Here is an 18,074-nt window from a genome sequence, read left to right on the forward strand (position 1 = left end):
CCCACTGTGCCGTGGGGGTCTGACAACGGGCATCCGTACGGATACTCAGACGGTTCCGGGTACCGGGGCGGTGCCGGGTACCCGGGCGGTGCCGGTGTCCGGGTGGTGTCCGGCCGTCGCCGCAGCGAGGGCGCGCCGGCAGAGCGAGTCGGCGTGCCGGGTGGTCTCGGGGAGCCGGTAGCGCGGGGTGAGGGCGAGGGTGTGGGCGCAGGCGTTGCCGAGGGAGATCCGGTGGCCGACGGAGACGAAGACGGGCTTGACCCCGGGCCGGGTGCGCAGCGCCCGCCCGACCTCCTCGCCGTCGGCGAGCAGCGGCGCGGAGTCGCCGCGCTCCGGGCCGGGGCGCTCGTGGGTGAAGGCGAACGGGTTCTTGGCGACGCCGATCGCGGGCCGGCCGGTGAGGACGCCGAGGTGGGCGGCGAGCCCGAAGCGGCGCGGGTGGGCGAGGCCGTAGCCGTCGCAGACGAGGAGGCCCGGGTCGGCGCCGAGCCTGCCGAGGGCGGCGAGCACGGTGGGGATCTCGCGGAAGGCGAGGAGCCCGGGGACGTACGGGAAGGAGACCCGGCCGACGGCGGTCGCCTCCTCGACGACCTCCAGGGTCCGGGCGTCCAGCACCACCGCGGCGGCGGCGACGAGGTCGCGCTCGTCGTCGTAGGCCACGTCGAGCCCGGTGACGTGGCCGTCGCCGGGCGCCGGGCCGTCCTCGTCCAGCACGAGCCGCTCCCGCAGCGCGCGCTGGACGTCCCGTGCCGTCTCCTCGTCGGCGGGCCAGTCCGCCGGAACCCCGATGATCCCCATGCGCGCCACCCTACGGCGGCGGCCGGTCAGGCGTCGGTGAGGAGGGGGTCGTAGGGGCTGCCGGAGCGGCGGGCGGACATGAAGGAGAGGAAGTCGCCGACGAAGGCGCCGCGGGTGCAGCGGCCGTCCTCGGTGGCGAGGTCGCGGTGGAAGGCGGTGCGGAAGAGGGCCCGGTACTCGTCCGCGTCGAGGGTGCCGTCGCCGTCCGTGTCGGTGGCGTCGAAGAGGACCTCGGCGACGCGGATGAGCGCGGGCCCGGCGAGGGAGGGGACGGCGGCGGCGTACTCGGCGGCGCTGACCCGTCCGTCGCCGTCCGTGTCGAGGGCGGCCTGGAGTTCGCGCCACCAGGCCGCGAAGGCGTCGTAGAGCCGGGTCTCCTCGGGCTCGTCCAGGTCGAGGCGGGTGGAGAGCTCGCGGGCCATGGCGGCGAGGTCGGGCCAGTCGAGGTGGCCGTCGCCGGTCTGGTCGAGGACCTGGCGGAAGAACTCCTCGGCGCCGCGCGTCCGGTCCTCCCGGGCCGCCGCCGGGGCCGGGTCCGGGTCCGGCACCAGCGGGGTGATCAGGCGGAGCAGGGCCGCCGCGCGCTGCATCCGGGCGCGCAGGGCCTCGACGGTGCGGGCGCGGGGGTCGTCGCTGCCGGGCGCCAGGGAGAGCAGGTCGATGATCGCCTCGGCGCGGAAGAGGTCCCCGGGGAGGTGGCGGGCCAGCCCCGCGGCGACGTACGCGCCCTGCATCAGGGTCTGCACGCCGGGCATCTCCGGGAGGCCGGCGCGGCGGCGGAAGGGCTCGGGGAGCGAGGCGATCGTGAGGGCGCCCATGACGGGTCCGACGACGGCCCGGCCCGCCGCCCACAGCGTCGGCATGCCGTCGAGCAGCGCGGGCGCGGGCAGCTGGTCGAAGAGGCGGTAGAGGATGACCCGGGCCGCCTCGGTGTTCTCCAGCTGCTCCTCGACGACCCGGTCGAAGTACGGCCAGAAGTCCCGGAGTTCGGCGGGCAGGTGGCGGGCGTCACCGTCGAGGGCGGCGAGGAAGGCGCGGTACTCGGCGTACATCTGCTCCATCGCCTCGGGGTGGAGCGGACGGCCGCTCATGCGGCACATGGTGACGGCGCTCTCGAAGAGGGTCGCCACCACCCAGGCGCGGGTCTCCGGGTCCATGGCGTCGTACGGGCGTCCGCGGGTGTCGCTGCCGCTCATGCGGGCGTGCAGCCGGTTGAGCCGGGCGGCCTCCCGCTCCCGGGCCTCGGGGTCGGCGCCGAACATCCGCCGCATGCTGAGGAAGGTGTTCCGCAGCCGGCGCCACGGGTGGGCGACGAAGGTGGAGTTGTCGATGAGGGCGGCGCCGATCTGCGGGTGGGCGGCCTCCAGCACGGTGGCGCGGATCATGGCGAGGGCCCACCGCGGGTCGTCGAAGAAGTCGTCGAAGCGGGAGCCGGGCCCGAACAGCGGTGCCCCGCCGGGGCTTTCGGTGGTGGTGCCGGTGGTGGTCATCGTGGTTCTCCGTTCGGCCGGGGCACGACGCCGCCGAAGCGGCGGTCGCGGCGCCGGTAGGCGTGCAGGCAGTCGAGGAAGTCGGGGGCCCGGAAGTCGGGCCAGAGCACCTGGGGGAAGACCCACTCCGCGTAAGCCACCTGCCAGAGCATGAAGTTGGAGATGCGCTGCTCGCCGGAGGTGCGGATGACGAGGTCGACGTCCGGGGTGTCCGGGCAGGGCAGGTGGGCGGCGAACAGCTCCTCGGTGACCTCCTCGGCGGGGGTCCCGGCGCGGATCAGCGACCGGGCCGCGGCGACGATGTCCCGGCGTCCGCCGTGGTCGAAGGCGACGGTGAGCGTCATGCCGGTGTTGCCGGCGGTCAGTGTCGTCAGGTCGGCGAAGTCCCGGGCCAGTTCGGCCGGGATGCGCGGGTCGGTGACGCCGAGGAAGCGGCAGCGGATGCCGCGGGCGAGAAGCAGCGGCGCGTGCTTGCGGACGACGCGGCGGACGAGCCGCATGAGGTAGTCGACCTCGCCGCTCGGCCGGGACCAGTTCTCGGTGGAGAAGGCGTAGAGGCTGAGCCAGCCGACGCCGGCGGTGCGTGCCGCCTCGATGACGTCGATGACGGTGGTCTCGGCGGCCCGGTGCCCGTCCGTGCGCGGCAGGGAACGCGCTTGCGCCCAGCGGCCGTTGCCGTCCATGACGCAGGCCACGTGCCGTGGCACCGCCCGTACCCCGCCGTCCGCCGTCCGCTGCCGCACACCGACCCCGGAGGCGCGTACGCCCTCCGTGACGCGGTCCGTCACACCCACCCCGCCCCGCCCGTTCCGTTCCGGCTCCCCCGCGCCCCCTCCGGCACGCGCCTGTCCGCAGTGTGGCAGCGCGCGACCCCCGCGACCTGCCCGGAAGGGCCTCCATCACCCCTGGCACAGGTGTCCGGATCATGGTGTCGGCGGGGCGCGGCGGCCTCGGACGGCTGATCGCCGGCGACGGGGCCGGCGGTAGCCTTGCACGCATGTTCGTACTCGAGTTGACCTACACCGCGCCCGTCGAACGGGCGGACGCCCTCATGGACGCGCACCGCGCCTGGCTGGACGAGCAGTACGCGGCGGGCGTGTTCCTCGCGTCGGGGCGGAAGAACCCGCGGGACGGCGGGGTGATCCTGGCGGCCGGGGTCGACCGGGCCGCGATCGAGCGGATCGCGGCGGCCGACCCCTTCAGCGCCGAGGGCGTGTGCGCGTACCGGATCACCGAGTTCTACGCGTCGAAGACCGTCGAGGGCCTGGCCGGCTACCGCGAGCAGCCGCCGGCCTGACCCGGGCGCCGCGCGGACGCCTCACCGCCGGGCGAGCGCGGCGATCCGGCCCTTCTCGCCGGAGGCCCAGCAGCCGCCGTCCGGCGCGCAGTCCACGGTGTCGTACGAGCCGGTGTCCACGGTCCGCCAGGTGCGTCCGCCGTCGCGGGTGAGGTCGGTGCCGGTGGGGCCGACGGCGAGGGCTGACGACCGGGTGTGCGGGAGCCAGGCGGCGCCGGAGCGGTAGGCGGGCGGCGGTGTGACGGCCGGGGTCCAGCCGCGCCCGCCGTCGGCGGTGACGGCGGCGGCCCGCGGCGACGGCTGCCCGGCCCGGTAGTCGCCGCCGACGGCGAGGCCGTGGTGGCGGTCGCGGAAGGCGAGCGCGAAGACGCCCCGGGCCGGGTCGCCGGCCGGGACCGGGCTGTCGGTGACGGTCCAGGTGCGGCCCCGGTCGGCCGAGCGGAAGACGCGGGCGGTGGCGGCGCCGCCGGTGGCGAACCAGACGTCCGGTCCTCCGGCCGCGGCCGTGACCAGGCACTGGCCGCTCGCGGCGAAGCCGGCCTCGCCGGGGAGGGCGGCGGGCATCACGGTGTCCTGCCGGACCTCCCAGCTGCGGCCGCCGTCGTCGGTGGCGAGGACGCGGAACCGGCCGTCGACGGGATCGCTCAGCGCCAGGCCGTGACGGGGGTCGAGGAAGGTCACGCAGTCGTAGAAGGCGCGCGGGTCGGTGTTGCGGAAGGTCTCGGTCCAGGTGGCGCCGCCGTCCTCGGTGCGCAGCAGCCGGGACGCCTCGCCCTCGCCGATGGCGAGGACGACGGCCCGGCGGGCGTCGAACGCCTCGACGTCGCGGAGTTCCAGGCCCTCGGCGCCCGGCGGGGAGACGTCGCGCCAGGTGCGGCCGGCGTCGGTGGTGCGCAGGACGGTGCCCCGGGATCCGGCGGCCCAGGCGGTGCGGCGGTCGACCGCGGCCAGGCCCCGGAAGCGGGCGTCGGTGCCGGTGGGGGTGAGCCGCCAGCCCGCGTCGGCGGCCGGGGCGGCGGAGGCGGGGGCCGCGGGGGTCTCCCCGGCCCGCGCGGGGGCGGCGAGGGCCAGCGCCAGCGCCGTCCCCACCAGTCCCGCCGTCATCGTGCGTCGCGTCGTTCGCATCTTTCGCACAGGTGTCATGGCGCCGGAAGCTAGCGGCGGCGGCCCGGCCCGTCCAGAGGGCGTCGCCACCGGACCGAACCGGACCGGACCGGCGGCGCCGGAGTGCGGGGCGCTCCGGGCGTTCCTAGGCTGGGCGCATGACCGAGGGAACGACGGACGCCGGGGCGGAGTCGCCGGACGAAGGCCCACCGCGGCTGAAGGAGTACGACGGCGAGGGCATCACCGTCACGTTCGAGCCGCGCCGCTGCCTGCACGCGGCCGAGTGCGTCCGCGGCCTGCCCGAGGTCTTCGACCTGGCGCGCCGCCCGTGGGTGCTGCCGGACGCCGCCGCGCCGGAGCGGGTCGCCGAGGTGATCCGGCGCTGCCCGTCGGGGGCGCTCCAGTACCACCCGGCGGCGGGCGGCGCGGAGGAGGTGCCGGACGCGCCGACCCGCGTGCGCCGCGACCCGTCGGGCCGGCTGCTGGTACGGGGCGACCTGCTGGTCTCCGGCGCGCAGGGGGTGCGGCACGAGACCCGGGCGGTGCTGTGCGGCTGCGGGGCCTCGGCGAACCAGCCGTACTGCGACCGCGCGGGGCTCTGCGGGGATGCCGCCGGCGGCGCGGCCGGGGAGCGCTGACGACGCGCGCGGCGCGGCGGTGACGCACCTCACGTGGGGGTGCGGTGCACGTTCCGCTTGTTCCGCTCGTCTTCAGGGGTGTCAGGTGGCCTGGTGTCGGGGAGACGCACAGGATCGCACCCCCGCGAGAGGAGTCCGCCGTGTCGGCCGTGATCGAGCAGCCCGTCCAGGCCCGTCTGGTCGCTTCCGCTCCCCGGATGGAGACCGTCCCCGCCACCCTGCGGTACGACCGCGAGGACCCGTACGCGGTCAGCATGGCGTTCCCGCCGCCGGCCACCCTGGAGGGCGTCGAGGTCTCGTGGGCCTTCGCCCGGGAGCTGCTGGCCCAGGGGGTGGAGCGGCCCGCCGGCGACGGGGACGTCCGGCTCCGCCCGTACGGCTACGACCGCACGGTGGTGGAGTTCCACGCGCCGGAGGGGGTGGCGATGGTCCATGTGCGGACCTCGGAGCTGCGCCTCTTCCTGGAGCGCTCGCAGCACCTGGTGCCCGCCGGGCGGGAGCACCAGTACCTGGACTGGGACCGGAACCTGGCCGAACTCCTCGGCGAGCGGCCCTGAGCGGCTCGGGTCGGCGCGGGCGGCCCGGCGGGGCTCGGGCGGCACTGCCCCCGAACGGCCCCGGGCGGCCCTGGGCTCCCGGCCGAAAACCCTTTGCGCCTCCGCTCGCCCGGTCCTACCGTCGGTGAGGTCGTATCGCCTCCCGATCGGAGAAGGAACGTTGTTCATCTGAGGTCCCGAGACACCGTGCCGCGCGCGTGCCCCGTGCCGTGCGTGCCGTTCTCGACCTCGGTGGACGAGCAGCCGTTCCGCATGCCGCCCGCGCCCCGGTGTCTCACGCGTCGCACCACGCCCACGCTCACACCGTGCTCGCGGCACCGGAGGCCCTCGTGTCACATCGTCCTGTCTTCCTCTCCGCCCCCTCGCTCTCCTTCAGCTGGCCCGACGGCACCGAGGTCTTCGACGACCTCCGGGTGACGGTCGGCCCCGGCCGCACCGGCCTGGTCGGGTCGAACGGCTCGGGGAAGTCCACCCTGCTCCGGCTCCTCGCCGGCGAACTCGCCCCCACCGCCGGGACCGTACGGGCGGCCGGGAGGATCGGCCACCTCCCGCAGAACCTGGTCCTGGACACCGGCCGGCGGGTCGACGAGATCCTCGGCGTCGGCCGGAAGCGTGCCGCGCTGCGCGCCGTCGAGGCGGGCGACGCGGCCGAGGAGCACTTCGCCGTGATCGGCGACGACTGGGACGTGGAGGAGCGGGCGCTCGCCGTGCTCGACCGGCTCGGTCTCGGCGCGATCGGCCTGGACCGCACGGTCGGCGAGGTGTCCGGCGGCGAGTCCGTGCTGCTGCGGCTCGCGGCGCTGCTGCTGGCCCGGCCGGACGTGCTGCTGCTCGACGAGCCGACCAACAACCTGGATCTGTACGCCCGTTCGCGTCTGTACGAGACGGTGGAGAGCTGGCCCGGGGTGCTGGTGGTGGTCAGCCACGACCGGGAGCTGCTGGAGCGGGTCGACCGGATCGCCGACCTCCACGACGGCGGCCTCAGCTGGTACGGCGGCCCCTGGTCGGCGTACGAGGAGGCGCTGGCGGCCGAACAGGAGGCGGCGGAGCGGATGGTGCGGGTCGCCGAGGCGGACGTGCGGCGGCAGCGGCGGGAACTGGCCGACGCCGGCATGAGGCTGGCGCGCCGGAGGCGGTACGCGCAGAAGAGCTTCGAGAACAAGGTGCTGCCGAAGGTGGTGGCGCACACCCGGCGGGGTGCGGCGCAGGTCTCGGCGGGCAAGCACCGGGCGCTGCACGAGGAGCGGCTGGCGCAGGCGCGGGAGCGGCTGGACCTGGCGGTGGAGGCGGTGCGCGACGAGGACGGGATCCGGGTCGAGCTGCCGGGCACGTCGGTGCCGCCGGGGCGCGAGGTGCTGCGGATCCGGGACCTGGAGCTGCGGTACGGGGCGCGGGTCGACGGCGGGTTCGAGCTGCGGGGGCCGGAGCGGGTCGGGCTGGTGGGCCGGAACGGGGCCGGCAAGACGACGCTGCTGCGGACGGTGGCCGGCGAGCTGGCTCCGGTGGCGGGCGAGGTGGAGACGCTGGTGCCGCTCCGGTTCCTGCCGCAGCGTCTTGACGTGCTCGACGACGGGCTGAGCGTCGTGGAGAACGTGGCGCGGTTCGCGCCCGGGGCGTCGGCGAACGCGATCAGGGCCCGGCTCGCGCGGTTCCTGTTCCGGGGCGCGCGGGCGGAGCGGCCGGTGGGCGCGCTGTCGGGCGGGGAGCGGTTCCGGGCGACGCTGGCGGCGCTGCTGCTCGCGGAGCCGGCCCCGCAGCTGCTGCTGCTGGACGAGCCGACGAACAACCTGGACCTGGCGTCGGTGCGGCAGCTGACGGAGGCGCTGCGCGCGTACGAGGGGGCGCTGGTCGTGGCCAGTCACGACCTGCCGTTCCTGGAGTCGCTGGGGCTCACGCGCCGGGTGCTCCTCGACGGCCGGCTGCGGCCGTCGTCGGCGGAGGAGCTGCGGGCGATGTCCCCGTCAGAGGTGCAGTAACGCCCAGGACTTGGTCCCGCCCTCGGGGGTGAGGGCGGGGGTGAGTCCCCAGTCGCCGCCGTGTTCCCCGACCGCCGCGGCCAGCAGCCACATGCTGCGGCTGCGGCGGTCGCGGCACGCCTCGGCGGCGTCGGGCGCGTGGTGGGACGGGTGCTGGTCGTACACCACGATCCGCAGCGCGTCGTACTGCCAGCGGACGCGCAGCGCCATCTCCCGGTCGGGGGTGAACCGGTAGGCGGCGGCGACGAGTTCGGAGGCGGCGAGGGCGGCGGTCTCGCGCAGTCCGGCGAGTCCGTGGCGGGTGAGGAGGCCGCGGACGGCCTCGCGGGCGAGGCCCGCGCAGTAGGCGCCGCCGGGGAGCAGCAGCGAGTAGCTGAGGTTCTCCGCGGCGGGGGGTATGGGCCCGGCCGCCGGGACGGCGGCCGGAAGGCAACGCAGGGCGCCCTTCATCGGATTGCTCACTTTTCCTGTACATGGGGGTGCTCTGCACACGGTCGTCGGTCGCCCCGTGTGAGACTTGCGCTACCGACCGTAGCGCAGAAGCGGAGCACAGTGCTACTACTTGCAGGTAGTGGCGCCGGTTCCGGACAGCGTGTGACCGGCGGCACGGACGGGGTGGCAGGGGGCCGCCCCGCGGACGAGGGAGAGCACGTGCCACCCAGGAGCAGCCCCACCGCCCGCCAGCAGCGGCTCGGCGCCGAACTGCGCAAGCTGCGCGAACAGTCGGGGATGTCGGCCCAGCAGGCGGCGGCCCTCCTGGGCGTCGACCGGACCCGGATCCCCAACGTGGAGTCCGGCCGCTTCGGCATCAGCCCCGAACGGGTGCGGACCCTCGCCTTCAACTACGGCTGCCCGGACACGGCCCTGGTGGATCTGCTCGCCGCCATGGCCCAGGAGCGCGACCGCGGCTGGTGGGAGGAGCACCGCGGACTCCTGCCGCCCGCCCTCCTCGACATCGCCGAACTGGAGTACCACGCCGCCGAGCTGGCCACCGCCGTGACCACCCACATCCCCGGGCTGCTGCAGACCGAGGAGCACGCCCGGGCGGTCTTCGACACCGCCGTGCCGCCGCTGCCGGGCCCCGACCTGGAGGCCCGGCTCGCCCTGCGGCTGCGCCGCCAGGAGACCCTGGACCGGTCGGTGCCGTACGAGGCGGTGATCCACGAGGCGGCGCTGCGCATGCAGTTCGGCGGCCCGAAGGTCGCCCGGGCGCAGCTGGAGCACATCCTGGAGCAGTCGGAGCGGGCCACCGTCACCGTGCGGGTCATCCCGTTCGCCGCCGGGGGTTTCCCGGGGGCGGGACAGTCGTTCACCTATGTGTCCGCGCCCGTGCCCCAGCTCGACACCGTGCAGCTCGACTCCTCGCACGGCTCGCTCCTCCTCGACGCCGACATGACACTGCGCCGGTACCGGGGCCTGCTGGAACGGCTGCGCGGACTCGCCCTGTCCACCGCCGACTCCCGCGCGTTCGTCCGCTCGATAGCCCAGGACCTGTGAAGGACCCCGCACCATGCCCGACACCATGAACGTCCCGCAGACCGTCCCCGCCGCCCGCCCGGCCGCCCCCGCCGCCCATCCCGCCGTCCCCGCCGGCGCGATCGTCTGGGGCGACGCCTTCTGCAGCGAGGGGGCGAACTGCTTCCGGTTCGGCCTCGACGACGCCGGCCGGGCCTACATCGGCTCGACCCTCACCCCCGGTGAGTACGTCAGCGACTCGGTCGAGGCGCTGCGCGCGCTGATCTCCGCCGTCAAGTCCGGAGCGGCGGACCATCTGCTCTGAGTAGCCGTTCAGTTGTTCACGGGTGACAGGCCCCGACGTGACCTGCGTCTCTTTTCCTCGCCCCGAGCTGCGTACATAACAGAACGTAACCGGACAACGCGCGGACGGGGCTTGGACGGCGCCTTACGGGGCCTTAACCTACGGATACGTAACCTACGAAGCCGTAGGTAGTTTTCCGCTCCCCCTCTCCGTCCCCAGGAGTCCCCGTGACGCTCACCTCTCCCCACCTCGGCAGCTCGGCAGGGTGGACCGACGCCCGCTTGCTGTACGCGCTGGAAGAGGTGGTGGAGACGGAGCTCAACCGGCACCTCAAGGTCGTCAAGGACTGGATGCCGCACGAGTACGTGCCGTGGTCGGACGGGCGGAACTTCCCGGGCTTCTTCGAGGACGGCGAGGCGTGGGACCCGTCCCAGTCCAAGGTCACGGAGATAGGGAAGACCGCGCTCGTGGTCAACCTCCTCACCGAGGACAACCTGCCGAGCTACCACCATGAGATCGCCAGCCTCTTCGGCCGCGACGGCGCCTGGGGCACCTGGGTGCACCGCTGGACCGCGGAGGAGGGCCGGCACGGCATCGTGATGCGCGACTACCTGCTCGCCTCCCGCGCCGTCGACCCGGACAAGCTGGAGCAGTTCCGGATGTCGCACATGAGCGAGGGCTTCGAGTCGGACAACCGCCACTCGATGCTGCACTCCGTGGCGTACGTGGCCTTCCAGGAGCTCGCCACCCGCATCTCGCACCGCAACACCGGCCACCAGTCCGGCGACCCCGTCTGCGACCGGATGCTCGCCCGCATCGCGCTCGACGAGAACCTGCACATGGTCTTCTACCGCAACCTGCTGAAGGCCGCGCTGGAGATCGCCCCGGACCTCGCCATGCAGGCCGTCCGCGACGTGGTCGTCAACTTCCGGATGCCCGGCCACGGCATCCCCGGCTTCGAGCGGGCCGCCGCGCAGATGGCGATCGGCGAGATCTACAACATGCGCATCCACCACGACGACGTGCTGGAGCCGGTCCTCCGCCACCTCAAGGTGCTGGACATCACCGGCCTCGGCCCCGACGGGCTGCGCGCCCAGGAGGAGCTGGGCCTGTTCATGAACGGGCTCGACGCGGAGGCGTCGAAGTTCGACGCCAAGCTCGCCGCCCGCAAGGCCCGGATGGCCGCGCGCGCCGCGGGCTGAGCCCCGGCGCCCACCCCCTCGGAGCGGTTCAGGAGCGGCGCGTGCGCCGGAGCCTGAGCCGCTCCTTCTCGGAGAGCCCGCCCCACACCCCGAACCGCTCGTCGTGCGCGAGCGCGTACTCCAGGCAGGCGACGCGCCCCTCGCAGGCGCCGCAGAGCTGCTTGGCCTCGCGGGTCGAGGAACCGGGGGCCGGGAAGAAGAACTCGGGCCCGGCCTGGGCGCACAGCGCGTCCTCGCGCCAGGCGAGGTCGGCGGCGGGGCGGGAGGCCGGGAAGGTCAGGACGTCGGTGTCGGTCTGCATGGCTCCACTCTGGCGCCGGGCGCTAAACACACCGTCAACGTCCGATCAATGCGGCTCGTCGGGCGCGCCCGGACCGTTCTCCGCCGGCTTGCGCGCCCGGCTCGGCTGGACCCGTTTCGGCTCGCCGGGCATCTTCGGGTACTCGGGCGGATAGGGCAGGTCCCCGAGGTCGTGGTCGGCCTCGTCGCGCCGGGCCAGTTCGAGCAGCGGCTCCAGGTCGAAGCGCTCGTCGTCCATGTCCGCGTGCACGTCGCCCAGCTCGGCGTACCGGGCGGGCATCGTGCGGATGTCGAAGTCCTCCGGCACCGCGTCGTCGATCTCGTCCCAGCGCAGCGGGGCGGAGACCGGGGCGTGCGGCCTGGGCCGCACCGAGTAGGCGGAGGCGATCGTGCGGTCGCGGGCCGTCTGGTTGTAGTCGACGAAGATCCGCTCGCCGCGCTCCTCCTTCCACCACTTCATGGTGACCCGGTCCGGCATCCGCCGCTCCAGCTCCCGTCCGGCGGCGATGGCCGCCCGCCGGACCTGGACGAAGGTCCAGTCGGGGCGGATCGGGACGAAGACGTGCAGGCCGCGCCCGCCGGAGGTCTTGGGCCAGCCGCGCAGCCCGTACTCGCCGAGGACCGCGCGCAGCTCGTGGGCGGCGCGGACGGCGTCGGCGTAGCCGGTGCCGGGCTGCGGGTCGAGGTCGAGGCGCAGCTCGTCCGGGTGGTCGGTGTCGCCGCGCCGGACCGGCCAGGGGTGGAAGGTGACGGCGCCGAGGTTGGCGGCCCACAGCACGGCGGCCGGCTCGGTGGGGCACAGCTCGTCGGCGGACCGGCCGCTGGGGAAGGTGATGTGGGCGGTCGGGATCCAGTCGGGGAGGTACTTGGGCGCCCGCTTCTGGAAGAAGGACTCCCCCGTCACCCCGTCGGGGTAGCGCTCCAGGGTCGTGGGCCGGTCCCGCAGCGCGCGCGTCACGCCCTCGCCGACGGCGAGGTAGTAGCGGACGAGGTCGAGCTTGGTGTAGCCGGGCTCCGGGAAGTAGATCTTGTCCGGGTTGGAGACGCGGACGGTGCGCCCGCCGGCCTCCACTTCCACCGCTGCCGTCTTGCCTGCCATGGGCGCCACCCTAGAGCTCGCCGACCATTGCCGCATACCGGACAATCAACCCATGGATCTGCCGGTGATGCCGCCCGTGAAGCCGATGCTCGCCAAGTCCGTGAAGACCATCCCGCCCGGGATGCAGTACGAGGCCAAGTGGGACGGCTTCCGGGCGATCGTCCACCGCGACGGCCCCGAGCTGGTCATCGGAAGCCGCACCGGCAAACCCCTCACCCGGTACTTCCCCGAGCTCGTCGAGGCGCTGCGGGAGCGGCTGCCGGAGCGGTGCGTGGTGGACGGCGAGATCGTCATCGAGCACGGCGGACGGCTCGACTTCGACCGGCTGAGCGAACGGATCCACCCGGCGGACTCCCGGGTGCGGATGCTCGCCGAGACCACCCCGGCCCGCTTCGTCGCCTTCGACCTGCTGGCCCTCGGCGACGACGCCCTCCTCGACACCCCGCTCGCCGAGCGCCGCGCGGCCCTGGAGCGGGTGCTCGACGGCACCACCGCCCCGCTCCACCTCGCCCCCGCCACCCGGGACGCCGAACTGGCCGCACGCTGGTTCGAGCAGTACGAGGGCGCCGGTCTCGACGGGGTGATCGCCAAGCCGCTCGACCTGCCCTACCGGCCCGACGCCCGGCTGATGTACAAGATCAAGCACGAGCGGACCGCCGACGTCGTCGTGGCCGGATACCGCTTCCACAAGACCGGCCCCGTCGTCGGCTCGCTCCTCCTCGGCCTGTACGACGACCGGGGCGCCCTCCAGCACGTCGGCGTCTGCGCCGCCTTCACCGCCAGGCGCCGCGCCGAACTGGTCGAGGAGCTGGAGCCGCTGCGGATGGACCCGCCGGACGGGCACCCGTGGGCCGCCTGGGCCGAGGAGGCCGCCCACGAGGGCGCCCGGCTGCCCGGCGCGCCCAGCCGCTGGTCCGGGAAGAAGGACCTGTCGTGGGTGGCGCTGCGGCCGGAACGGGTCTGCGAGGTCGGCTACGACCACATGGAGGGCGACCGCTTCCGGCACACCGCGCAGTTCAAGCGCTGGCGCCCCGACCGCACCCCGGAGTCCTGCGGCTACGGCCAGCTCGACGAACCGGTCTCGTACGACCTGTCGGACGTCCTGGGCTGAGCCGCCCCCGGCCCCGCCGCGCCCGGGCGAGCTGACGATCGTCCCGTTCCCGGCGGTCCGGCGCCACGTGATTTCCTTCACACACACGGTGCCGTCCCGGGGCTTGCGCGCCTCCCGCCCGGCCCCGCCCGCGGGCTCCCCGGCCCGCCCCGCGAGCCGGCCGTCCGACCGTCCGGGCCGTCGGCGGGCCCCGTACCTGCGAGAACGCCACCGCCGCCGCGCGCCCGCCTGCGAGCCGGGCGGCGGGTGCGCCCGCGCACTCCGGACGGGCCGGGCGCCCCCGGCGCGCACCGGCATCGGAGCCGTACCGGAACCGCTCCCGCCATCCGGTACGTATGGAGGTGAGAGCCCTTCCCGACCGCCCCCACGAACCGCTAGGACTGACCCGTGATCGCCTCGCCCTCCCCCCTCGTCCCCGTCCCGATCCCCGACCGCGTGGCCGCCCTCATCGGCTCCTGCCTGCCCGCGCACGTCCTCCAGGCGGAGATCGAGGCGGACTGCGCGGCGCGCGAGGTGTACCGCTTCCGCGGCCCGCTCTGCCCGGAGGACCGGGCCGACCGCGAGCACGCGCTGGCCGCGCTCGCCCGCGCCAACAAGATCCTGGCCAAGCACCACCCGACCCTGCCCGTACGCCCCTGACGGGCTCGCCCGTTCGGGTGCGTCCCACGGGCAGCGGCGGCGGCGCGGTGTGACGCTGCGAGGGTGACCACGACCAGCGACGCCGCACCCGCGGCCCCCGCCGCGCCCGCACCGCCCGTGCTCGACGGCCGCCGCCGCAACATCGTGTTCGGCACGATCATGCTCGGCGTGCTCCTGGCCGCGCTCGACCAGACGATCGTGGGCACCGCGCTGCCGACGATCGTCGCGGACCTCGGGGGCGCGGCCCACATGTCGTGGGTCGTCACCTCCTACCTGCTCGCCGAGACCGTCGCGACGGTCCTGGTCGGCAAGTTCGGCGACCTGTTCGGCCGCAAGGTGATCTTCCAGATCTCGGCCGTCGTGTTCATCACCGGCTCCTTCCTCTGCGGCCTCGCCACCAACATGACGCTGCTGATCGTCTGGCGCGGCCTCCAGGGCATCGGCGCCGGCGGTCTCATGGTCACCTCGATGGCGCTGATCGCCGACGTCATCCCGCTGCGCGAACGCGGCAAGTACCAGGGCGCGATCGGCGCCGTGTTCGGCGTCTCGACGGTCATCGGACCGCTGCTCGGCGGCCTGTTCACCGACCACGCCAGCTGGCGCTGGGCGTTCTACGTCAACGTGCCGATCGCTATCCTCGTCGTCATCGCCGCCGCCCGCACGATCCCCTCCGTGCGCTCCGCGAGCCGGCCGGTCATCGACTACCTCGGCATCGCGCTGGTCGCGGTCGGCTCCAGCGCCCTGATCCTGGCGACCAGCTGGGGCGGGAACGAGTACGCGTGGGGCTCCGGCGTCATCATCGGACTCTTCGCCGGCGGTCTAATCGCCCTCGGCCTGTTCTGCTGGGTGGAGTCACGGGCGTCCGAACCGATGCTGCCCATGCGGCTGTTCCGCAACCCCGTCTTCACCGTCTGCTCCGTCCTGAGCTTCGTCGTCGGCTTCGCGATGCTCGGCGCGATGACCTTCCTGCCGACCTACCTCCAGTACGTGGACGGGGACTCGGCGACGGTCTCAGGCATCCGGACGCTGCCGATGGTCGCCGGCCTGCTCATCGCCTCGATCTACAGCGGCAACGTGGTCAGCAAGACCGGGCACTACCGGATCTTCCCCATCGCCGGCTGCGCGGTGATGGGCCTCGGACTGTTCCTGCTGTCGCTGATGGACCAGAACACCGGCGCCTGGCTGGAGTCGCTGTACATGTTCGTGCTCGGCGTCGGCATCGGCCTGTGCATGCAGGTGCTCACCATCGCCGTGCAGAACACCGTCGACTACGCCGACCTGGGCACCGCCACCTCGGGCGTCACCTTCTTCCGCACGCTCGGCAGCTCCTTCGGCACCGCCGTCTTCGGCACGATCTACACCAACGCGCTGAAGCCGAACCTCACCACCGGGGTCGCCGAGGCGTCCGTGCTCGCCGGGCCCGTCGGCATCGATCCGCAGACCGTCGCGCGGGCCGCACAGAGCCCGCAGGGGCTGCACGCGCTGCCCGGCGGCGTCGCCGAACCGATCGTCCGGGCGTACGCCGACACCCTGCACACCGTCTTCCTGTGGACCGTGCCGGTCGCCGTCGTCGGCTTCGTCGTCGCCCTCTTCCTCCGGCAGGTCACGCTGCGCGACACGGTCCGGGAGGCCGCCCCCGACATGGGCGAGGGCTTCGCCTCGCCGACGAGCAGCGGCGACTCCGCGAAGCTCCTCGAACTCTCCGTCGGACGGCTGCTGCGCCGGACGGACATGGCCACCGCCCGCCGGATCGTGGCGGGTTCCGACACCCGTCTCGACATCGCGGGCGCCTGGGCGGTCATGCAGGTGGAGCTGTACACGCGGACCGTCGGGCACGCCAGCCTCGGCCTCATCGCGGCGAGCCGGCGGCTGCCGCCCGAGGTCCTGCTCCCCACCTTCGACCGCATGGTCGACGAGGGCTTCCTCACCCGGCACGGCAACCTGCTGTCGCACACGCCGGCCGGCGCCCGCGAGGCCGAGGTCATCACCCGCGCCTGGGGCGACTGGCTCTCCGCCCGCCTGGAGCAGGAGCGCGGCCGGCCGAGCGGCCCCGAACTCCGCGCCGCCGTCGACGCCATCGCGAAGAAGGCCGTCGCGGAAGACCTCTCCACCGGCCTCCCCACCCACGGCCCCGCCACCCGCCCGGCGGTCACGACGGGAAGCTGAGGGCCCGCGCCGGCCGTCGGTCGTCGGCGGTGGCCGGTCAGTCGTCCGGGAAGTCGCCGTCCACGTAGACCCAGGCGCCCTCGTGGCGGGTGAAGCGGCTGCGTTCGTGGAGGGTGCCGGGGGTGCCGCCGTGGGTGTAGTGGGCGCGGAAGGTGACCGTGCCGGCCTGGTGGAAGGCGGTGCCGTCGGTGGTGTCCAGGATCTCCAGGCCCGTCCAGCGCATACCGGGGTCCAGGTCGAGCGTGGCGGGGCGGGTCTCCGGGGCCCAGGTGCGCAGCAGGTACGCGGCGTCGCCGGCGGCGAAGGCGCTGTAGCGGGAGCGCATCAGGAGTTCGGCGGTCGGCGCGCCACCCTGCGTACCGCTGTGGAAGCGGCCGCAGCAGGCGCCGTAGGCGGCGTCGAGGCCGCAGGGGCAGGGCGTGCCCGCGGTGACGGCGGGGGCGGGCGCGGGAGTGCGGGGGCGGGTCTTGCGTCGGGACATGCGGTCATTCTCCCCCGGCGCCGCTGCCCGGGATGCGGACGCCGGCGTGGACGCCGCGGCCGGTCCGGGCCGTCCGGCGGGGCCGTCCGAGTAGCGTACGGCCCATGCGACTGACGATTCTCGGAGGCGGCGGGTTCCGGGTGCCGCTGGTGTACGGCGCGCTGCTCGGCGACCACGCCGAAGGGCGGATCACCCACGTCACCCTGCACGATCTCGACGGGGACCGGCTGACGGCGATCGCGCGGGTGCTGGCCGAGCAGGCCGAGGGGGTGCCGGACGCGCCGGCCGTCACGGCCACCACCGACCTCGACGAAGCCCTGCGCGGCGCGGACTTCGTCTTCTCGGCGATCCGGGTCGGCGGCCTGGAGGGGCGGGCGGCCGACGAGCGGGTGGCGCTGGCCGAGGGGGTGCTGGGCCAGGAGACGGTGGGCGCGGGCGGCATCGCGTACGGCCTGCGGACCGTGCCCGTCGCCACGGCGATCGCCCGCCGGATCGCGGCGCTCGCCCCGGACGCGTGGGTCATCAACTTCACCAATCCCGCGGGCCTGGTCACGGAGGCGATGTCCCGGGTGCTGGGCGACCGGGTCGTCGGCATCTGCGACTCGCCGGTGGGCCTCGGCCGCCGGGTCGCCCGGGTCCTGGGCGCCGACCCCGGCCGGGTGTGGATCGACTACGCGGGTCTCAACCACCTGGGGTGGCTGCGCGGGCTGCGGGTGGACGGGCGGGACGAGCTGCCCCGGCTCCTCGCGGACGACTCCCTGCTCGGCTCCTTCGAGGAGGGGCGGCTCTTCGGCACCGAGTGGCTGCGGTCGCTGGGCGCGGTCCCCAACGAGTACCTGCACTACTACTACTTCAACCGGGAGGCCGTCGCCTCCTACCGGGGCGCGGAGAAGACCCGGGGCGCCTATCTCCTGGACCAGCAGGCCGGGTTCTACGCGGCGGCCGGCAAGCCGGAGACCCGCGCCCTGGACGCCTGGCACCGCACGCTCGCCGACCGGGAGGCGACGTACATGGCGCACAACCGGGAGGCGGCCGGGGCCGGCGACCGGGCCGAGGAGGACCTGGAGTCGGGCGGGTACGAGAAGGTGGCGCTGGCGCTGATGCGGGCGATCGCGCGCGGCGAGCGGGCCACCCTGATCCTGAACGTGCGGAACGGGACGACGCTGCCGGGCCTCGACGCGGACGCGGTGGTGGAGGTGCCGTGCCTGGTCGACGCGGGCGGCGCCCGCCCGGTGGCGGTGGACCCGCTGCCGGACCACGCCATGGGTCTGGTGTCCGCGGTGAAGGCGGTGGAGCGGGAGGTGCTGGCGGCGGCGGAGAGCGGGGCGCGGGCGACCGCGGTGAAGGCGTTCGCGCTGCACCCGCTGGTGGACTCGGTGGCGGTGGCCCGCCGGCTGCTCGACGGCTACACGGCCGCGCACCCGGGGCTGGCGTACCTGCGGGCGTGACGGGACAGG

Annotated in this window: 19 protein-coding genes; 11 read left to right on the top strand and 8 right to left on the bottom strand. The window is 74.6% G+C overall.

Annotated features, from left to right (window positions below; genetic code table 11):
- Positions 1 to 45 precede the first annotated feature (45 nt).
- The 3 genes from ACFVQZ_RS30510 to uppS are packed head-to-tail and all read right to left on the bottom strand — an operon-like array spanning position 46 to position 3,031.
- A complete protein-coding gene (locus tag ACFVQZ_RS30510; RefSeq protein WP_383627941.1) occupies positions 46 to 798 on the bottom strand; it encodes an endonuclease V in 753 nt (250 codons plus the stop codon).
- Between the two features lie 26 nt (positions 799 to 824).
- A complete protein-coding gene (locus ACFVQZ_RS30515) occupies positions 825 to 2,288 on the bottom strand; it encodes an oxygenase MpaB family protein (RefSeq protein ID WP_383627943.1) in 1,464 nt (487 codons plus the stop codon).
- Complete coding sequence (gene uppS / locus ACFVQZ_RS30520; RefSeq protein WP_383627998.1) at positions 2,285 to 3,031, bottom strand: polyprenyl diphosphate synthase; 747 nt, start codon at positions 3,029 to 3,031, stop codon at positions 2,285 to 2,287. Before uppS ends, ACFVQZ_RS30515 begins: the two co-directional genes overlap by 4 nt.
- Before the next feature lie 254 nt (positions 3,032 to 3,285).
- Between uppS and ACFVQZ_RS30525 the strand changes: the two genes are divergently transcribed.
- Positions 3,286 to 3,585, top strand: a complete 300-nt coding sequence (locus ACFVQZ_RS30525; protein ID WP_030495631.1) for a YciI family protein — start codon at positions 3,286 to 3,288, stop codon at positions 3,583 to 3,585.
- A gap of 21 nt (positions 3,586 to 3,606) precedes the next feature.
- On the opposite strand, the gene ACFVQZ_RS30530 is transcribed toward ACFVQZ_RS30525, so the two are convergent.
- Positions 3,607 to 4,689 carry a WD40/YVTN/BNR-like repeat-containing protein gene (locus ACFVQZ_RS30530; protein WP_383627945.1) on the bottom strand — a complete coding sequence of 361 codons (1,083 nt, stop codon included), beginning with the start codon at positions 4,687 to 4,689 and terminating at the stop codon, positions 3,607 to 3,609.
- 158 nt (positions 4,690 to 4,847) lie between these two features.
- Here ACFVQZ_RS30530 and ACFVQZ_RS30535 point away from each other — a divergent pair, with 158 nt between their 5' ends.
- The 3 genes from ACFVQZ_RS30535 (at position 4,848) to ACFVQZ_RS30545 (ending at position 7,860) form a co-directional block, all read left to right on the top strand.
- Positions 4,848 to 5,327: a (4Fe-4S)-binding protein gene (locus ACFVQZ_RS30535; RefSeq protein ID WP_383627947.1), complete on the top strand. Its 480-nt coding sequence runs from the start codon at positions 4,848 to 4,850 to the stop codon at positions 5,325 to 5,327.
- Positions 5,328 to 5,467: 140 nt separating this feature from the next.
- Positions 5,468 to 5,884, top strand: a complete 417-nt coding sequence (locus tag ACFVQZ_RS30540; protein ID WP_030495628.1) for an SsgA family sporulation/cell division regulator — start codon at positions 5,468 to 5,470, stop codon at positions 5,882 to 5,884.
- A 329-nt stretch (positions 5,885 to 6,213) separates the two neighbouring features.
- Positions 6,214 to 7,860, top strand: a complete 1,647-nt coding sequence (locus ACFVQZ_RS30545; protein WP_383627950.1) for an ABC-F family ATP-binding cassette domain-containing protein — start codon at positions 6,214 to 6,216, stop codon at positions 7,858 to 7,860.
- On the opposite strand, the gene ACFVQZ_RS30550 is transcribed toward ACFVQZ_RS30545, so the two are convergent.
- Positions 7,846 to 8,322, bottom strand: a complete 477-nt coding sequence (locus ACFVQZ_RS30550) for a hypothetical protein (RefSeq protein ID WP_321192911.1) — start codon at positions 8,320 to 8,322, stop codon at positions 7,846 to 7,848. The two genes, ACFVQZ_RS30545 and ACFVQZ_RS30550, sit on opposite strands and share 15 nt — an antisense overlap.
- A gap of 189 nt (positions 8,323 to 8,511) precedes the next feature.
- Here ACFVQZ_RS30550 and ACFVQZ_RS30555 point away from each other — a divergent pair, with 189 nt between their 5' ends.
- From ACFVQZ_RS30555 to ACFVQZ_RS30565, 3 genes are all read left to right on the top strand, one after another.
- The gene (locus ACFVQZ_RS30555; RefSeq protein WP_383627952.1) at positions 8,512 to 9,357 is read left to right on the top strand and encodes a helix-turn-helix domain-containing protein; all 846 of its coding nucleotides are present in this window, start codon (positions 8,512 to 8,514) and stop codon (positions 9,355 to 9,357) included.
- 13 nt (positions 9,358 to 9,370) lie between these two features.
- Positions 9,371 to 9,640: a hypothetical protein gene (locus ACFVQZ_RS30560; RefSeq protein WP_383627954.1), complete on the top strand. Its 270-nt coding sequence runs from the start codon at positions 9,371 to 9,373 to the stop codon at positions 9,638 to 9,640.
- A gap of 206 nt (positions 9,641 to 9,846) precedes the next feature.
- Complete coding sequence (locus ACFVQZ_RS30565; RefSeq protein ID WP_030495623.1) at positions 9,847 to 10,821, top strand: acyl-ACP desaturase; 975 nt, start codon at positions 9,847 to 9,849, stop codon at positions 10,819 to 10,821.
- Between the two features lie 28 nt (positions 10,822 to 10,849).
- Here ACFVQZ_RS30565 and ACFVQZ_RS30570 read toward each other — a convergent pair whose 3' ends face one another.
- Together ACFVQZ_RS30570 and ligD are read right to left on the bottom strand one after the other, a co-directional pair.
- Positions 10,850 to 11,122 (bottom strand): WhiB family transcriptional regulator, encoded by a 273-nt coding sequence (locus ACFVQZ_RS30570; protein WP_051787973.1) that lies wholly within the window; start codon positions 11,120 to 11,122, stop codon positions 10,850 to 10,852.
- 45 nt (positions 11,123 to 11,167) lie between these two features.
- Entirely contained in the window at positions 11,168 to 12,220 is a 1,053-nt protein-coding gene (ligD, locus tag ACFVQZ_RS30575; RefSeq protein ID WP_383627957.1) for a non-homologous end-joining DNA ligase, read from the bottom strand.
- Between the two features lie 52 nt (positions 12,221 to 12,272).
- Here ligD and ACFVQZ_RS30580 point away from each other — a divergent pair, with 52 nt between their 5' ends.
- From ACFVQZ_RS30580 to ACFVQZ_RS30590, 3 genes are all read left to right on the top strand, one after another.
- A complete protein-coding gene (locus ACFVQZ_RS30580) occupies positions 12,273 to 13,331 on the top strand; it encodes an ATP-dependent DNA ligase (RefSeq protein ID WP_030495620.1) in 1,059 nt (352 codons plus the stop codon).
- Between the two features lie 390 nt (positions 13,332 to 13,721).
- The gene (locus ACFVQZ_RS30585) at positions 13,722 to 13,970 is read left to right on the top strand and encodes a hypothetical protein (protein WP_383628000.1); all 249 of its coding nucleotides are present in this window, start codon (positions 13,722 to 13,724) and stop codon (positions 13,968 to 13,970) included.
- A gap of 63 nt (positions 13,971 to 14,033) precedes the next feature.
- Positions 14,034 to 16,136: an MDR family MFS transporter gene (locus ACFVQZ_RS30590; RefSeq protein WP_383627958.1), complete on the top strand. Its 2,103-nt coding sequence runs from the start codon at positions 14,034 to 14,036 to the stop codon at positions 16,134 to 16,136.
- A gap of 37 nt (positions 16,137 to 16,173) precedes the next feature.
- On the opposite strand, the gene ACFVQZ_RS30595 is transcribed toward ACFVQZ_RS30590, so the two are convergent.
- On the bottom strand, positions 16,174 to 16,617 hold the full coding sequence (locus ACFVQZ_RS30595) for a YchJ family protein (RefSeq protein ID WP_383627959.1): 444 nt from the start codon (positions 16,615 to 16,617) through the stop codon (positions 16,174 to 16,176).
- A gap of 104 nt (positions 16,618 to 16,721) precedes the next feature.
- Here ACFVQZ_RS30595 and ACFVQZ_RS30600 point away from each other — a divergent pair, with 104 nt between their 5' ends.
- Positions 16,722 to 18,065, top strand: coding sequence for a 6-phospho-beta-glucosidase (locus tag ACFVQZ_RS30600; protein ID WP_383627961.1), 1,344 nt, complete (start codon positions 16,722 to 16,724; stop codon positions 18,063 to 18,065).
- The last annotated feature ends 9 nt before the right edge of the window (positions 18,066 to 18,074 follow it).

The sequence above is a fragment of the Streptomyces sp. NPDC057854 genome (assembly GCF_042797055.1).
GTDB lineage: Bacteria > Actinomycetota > Actinomycetes > Streptomycetales > Streptomycetaceae > Streptomyces.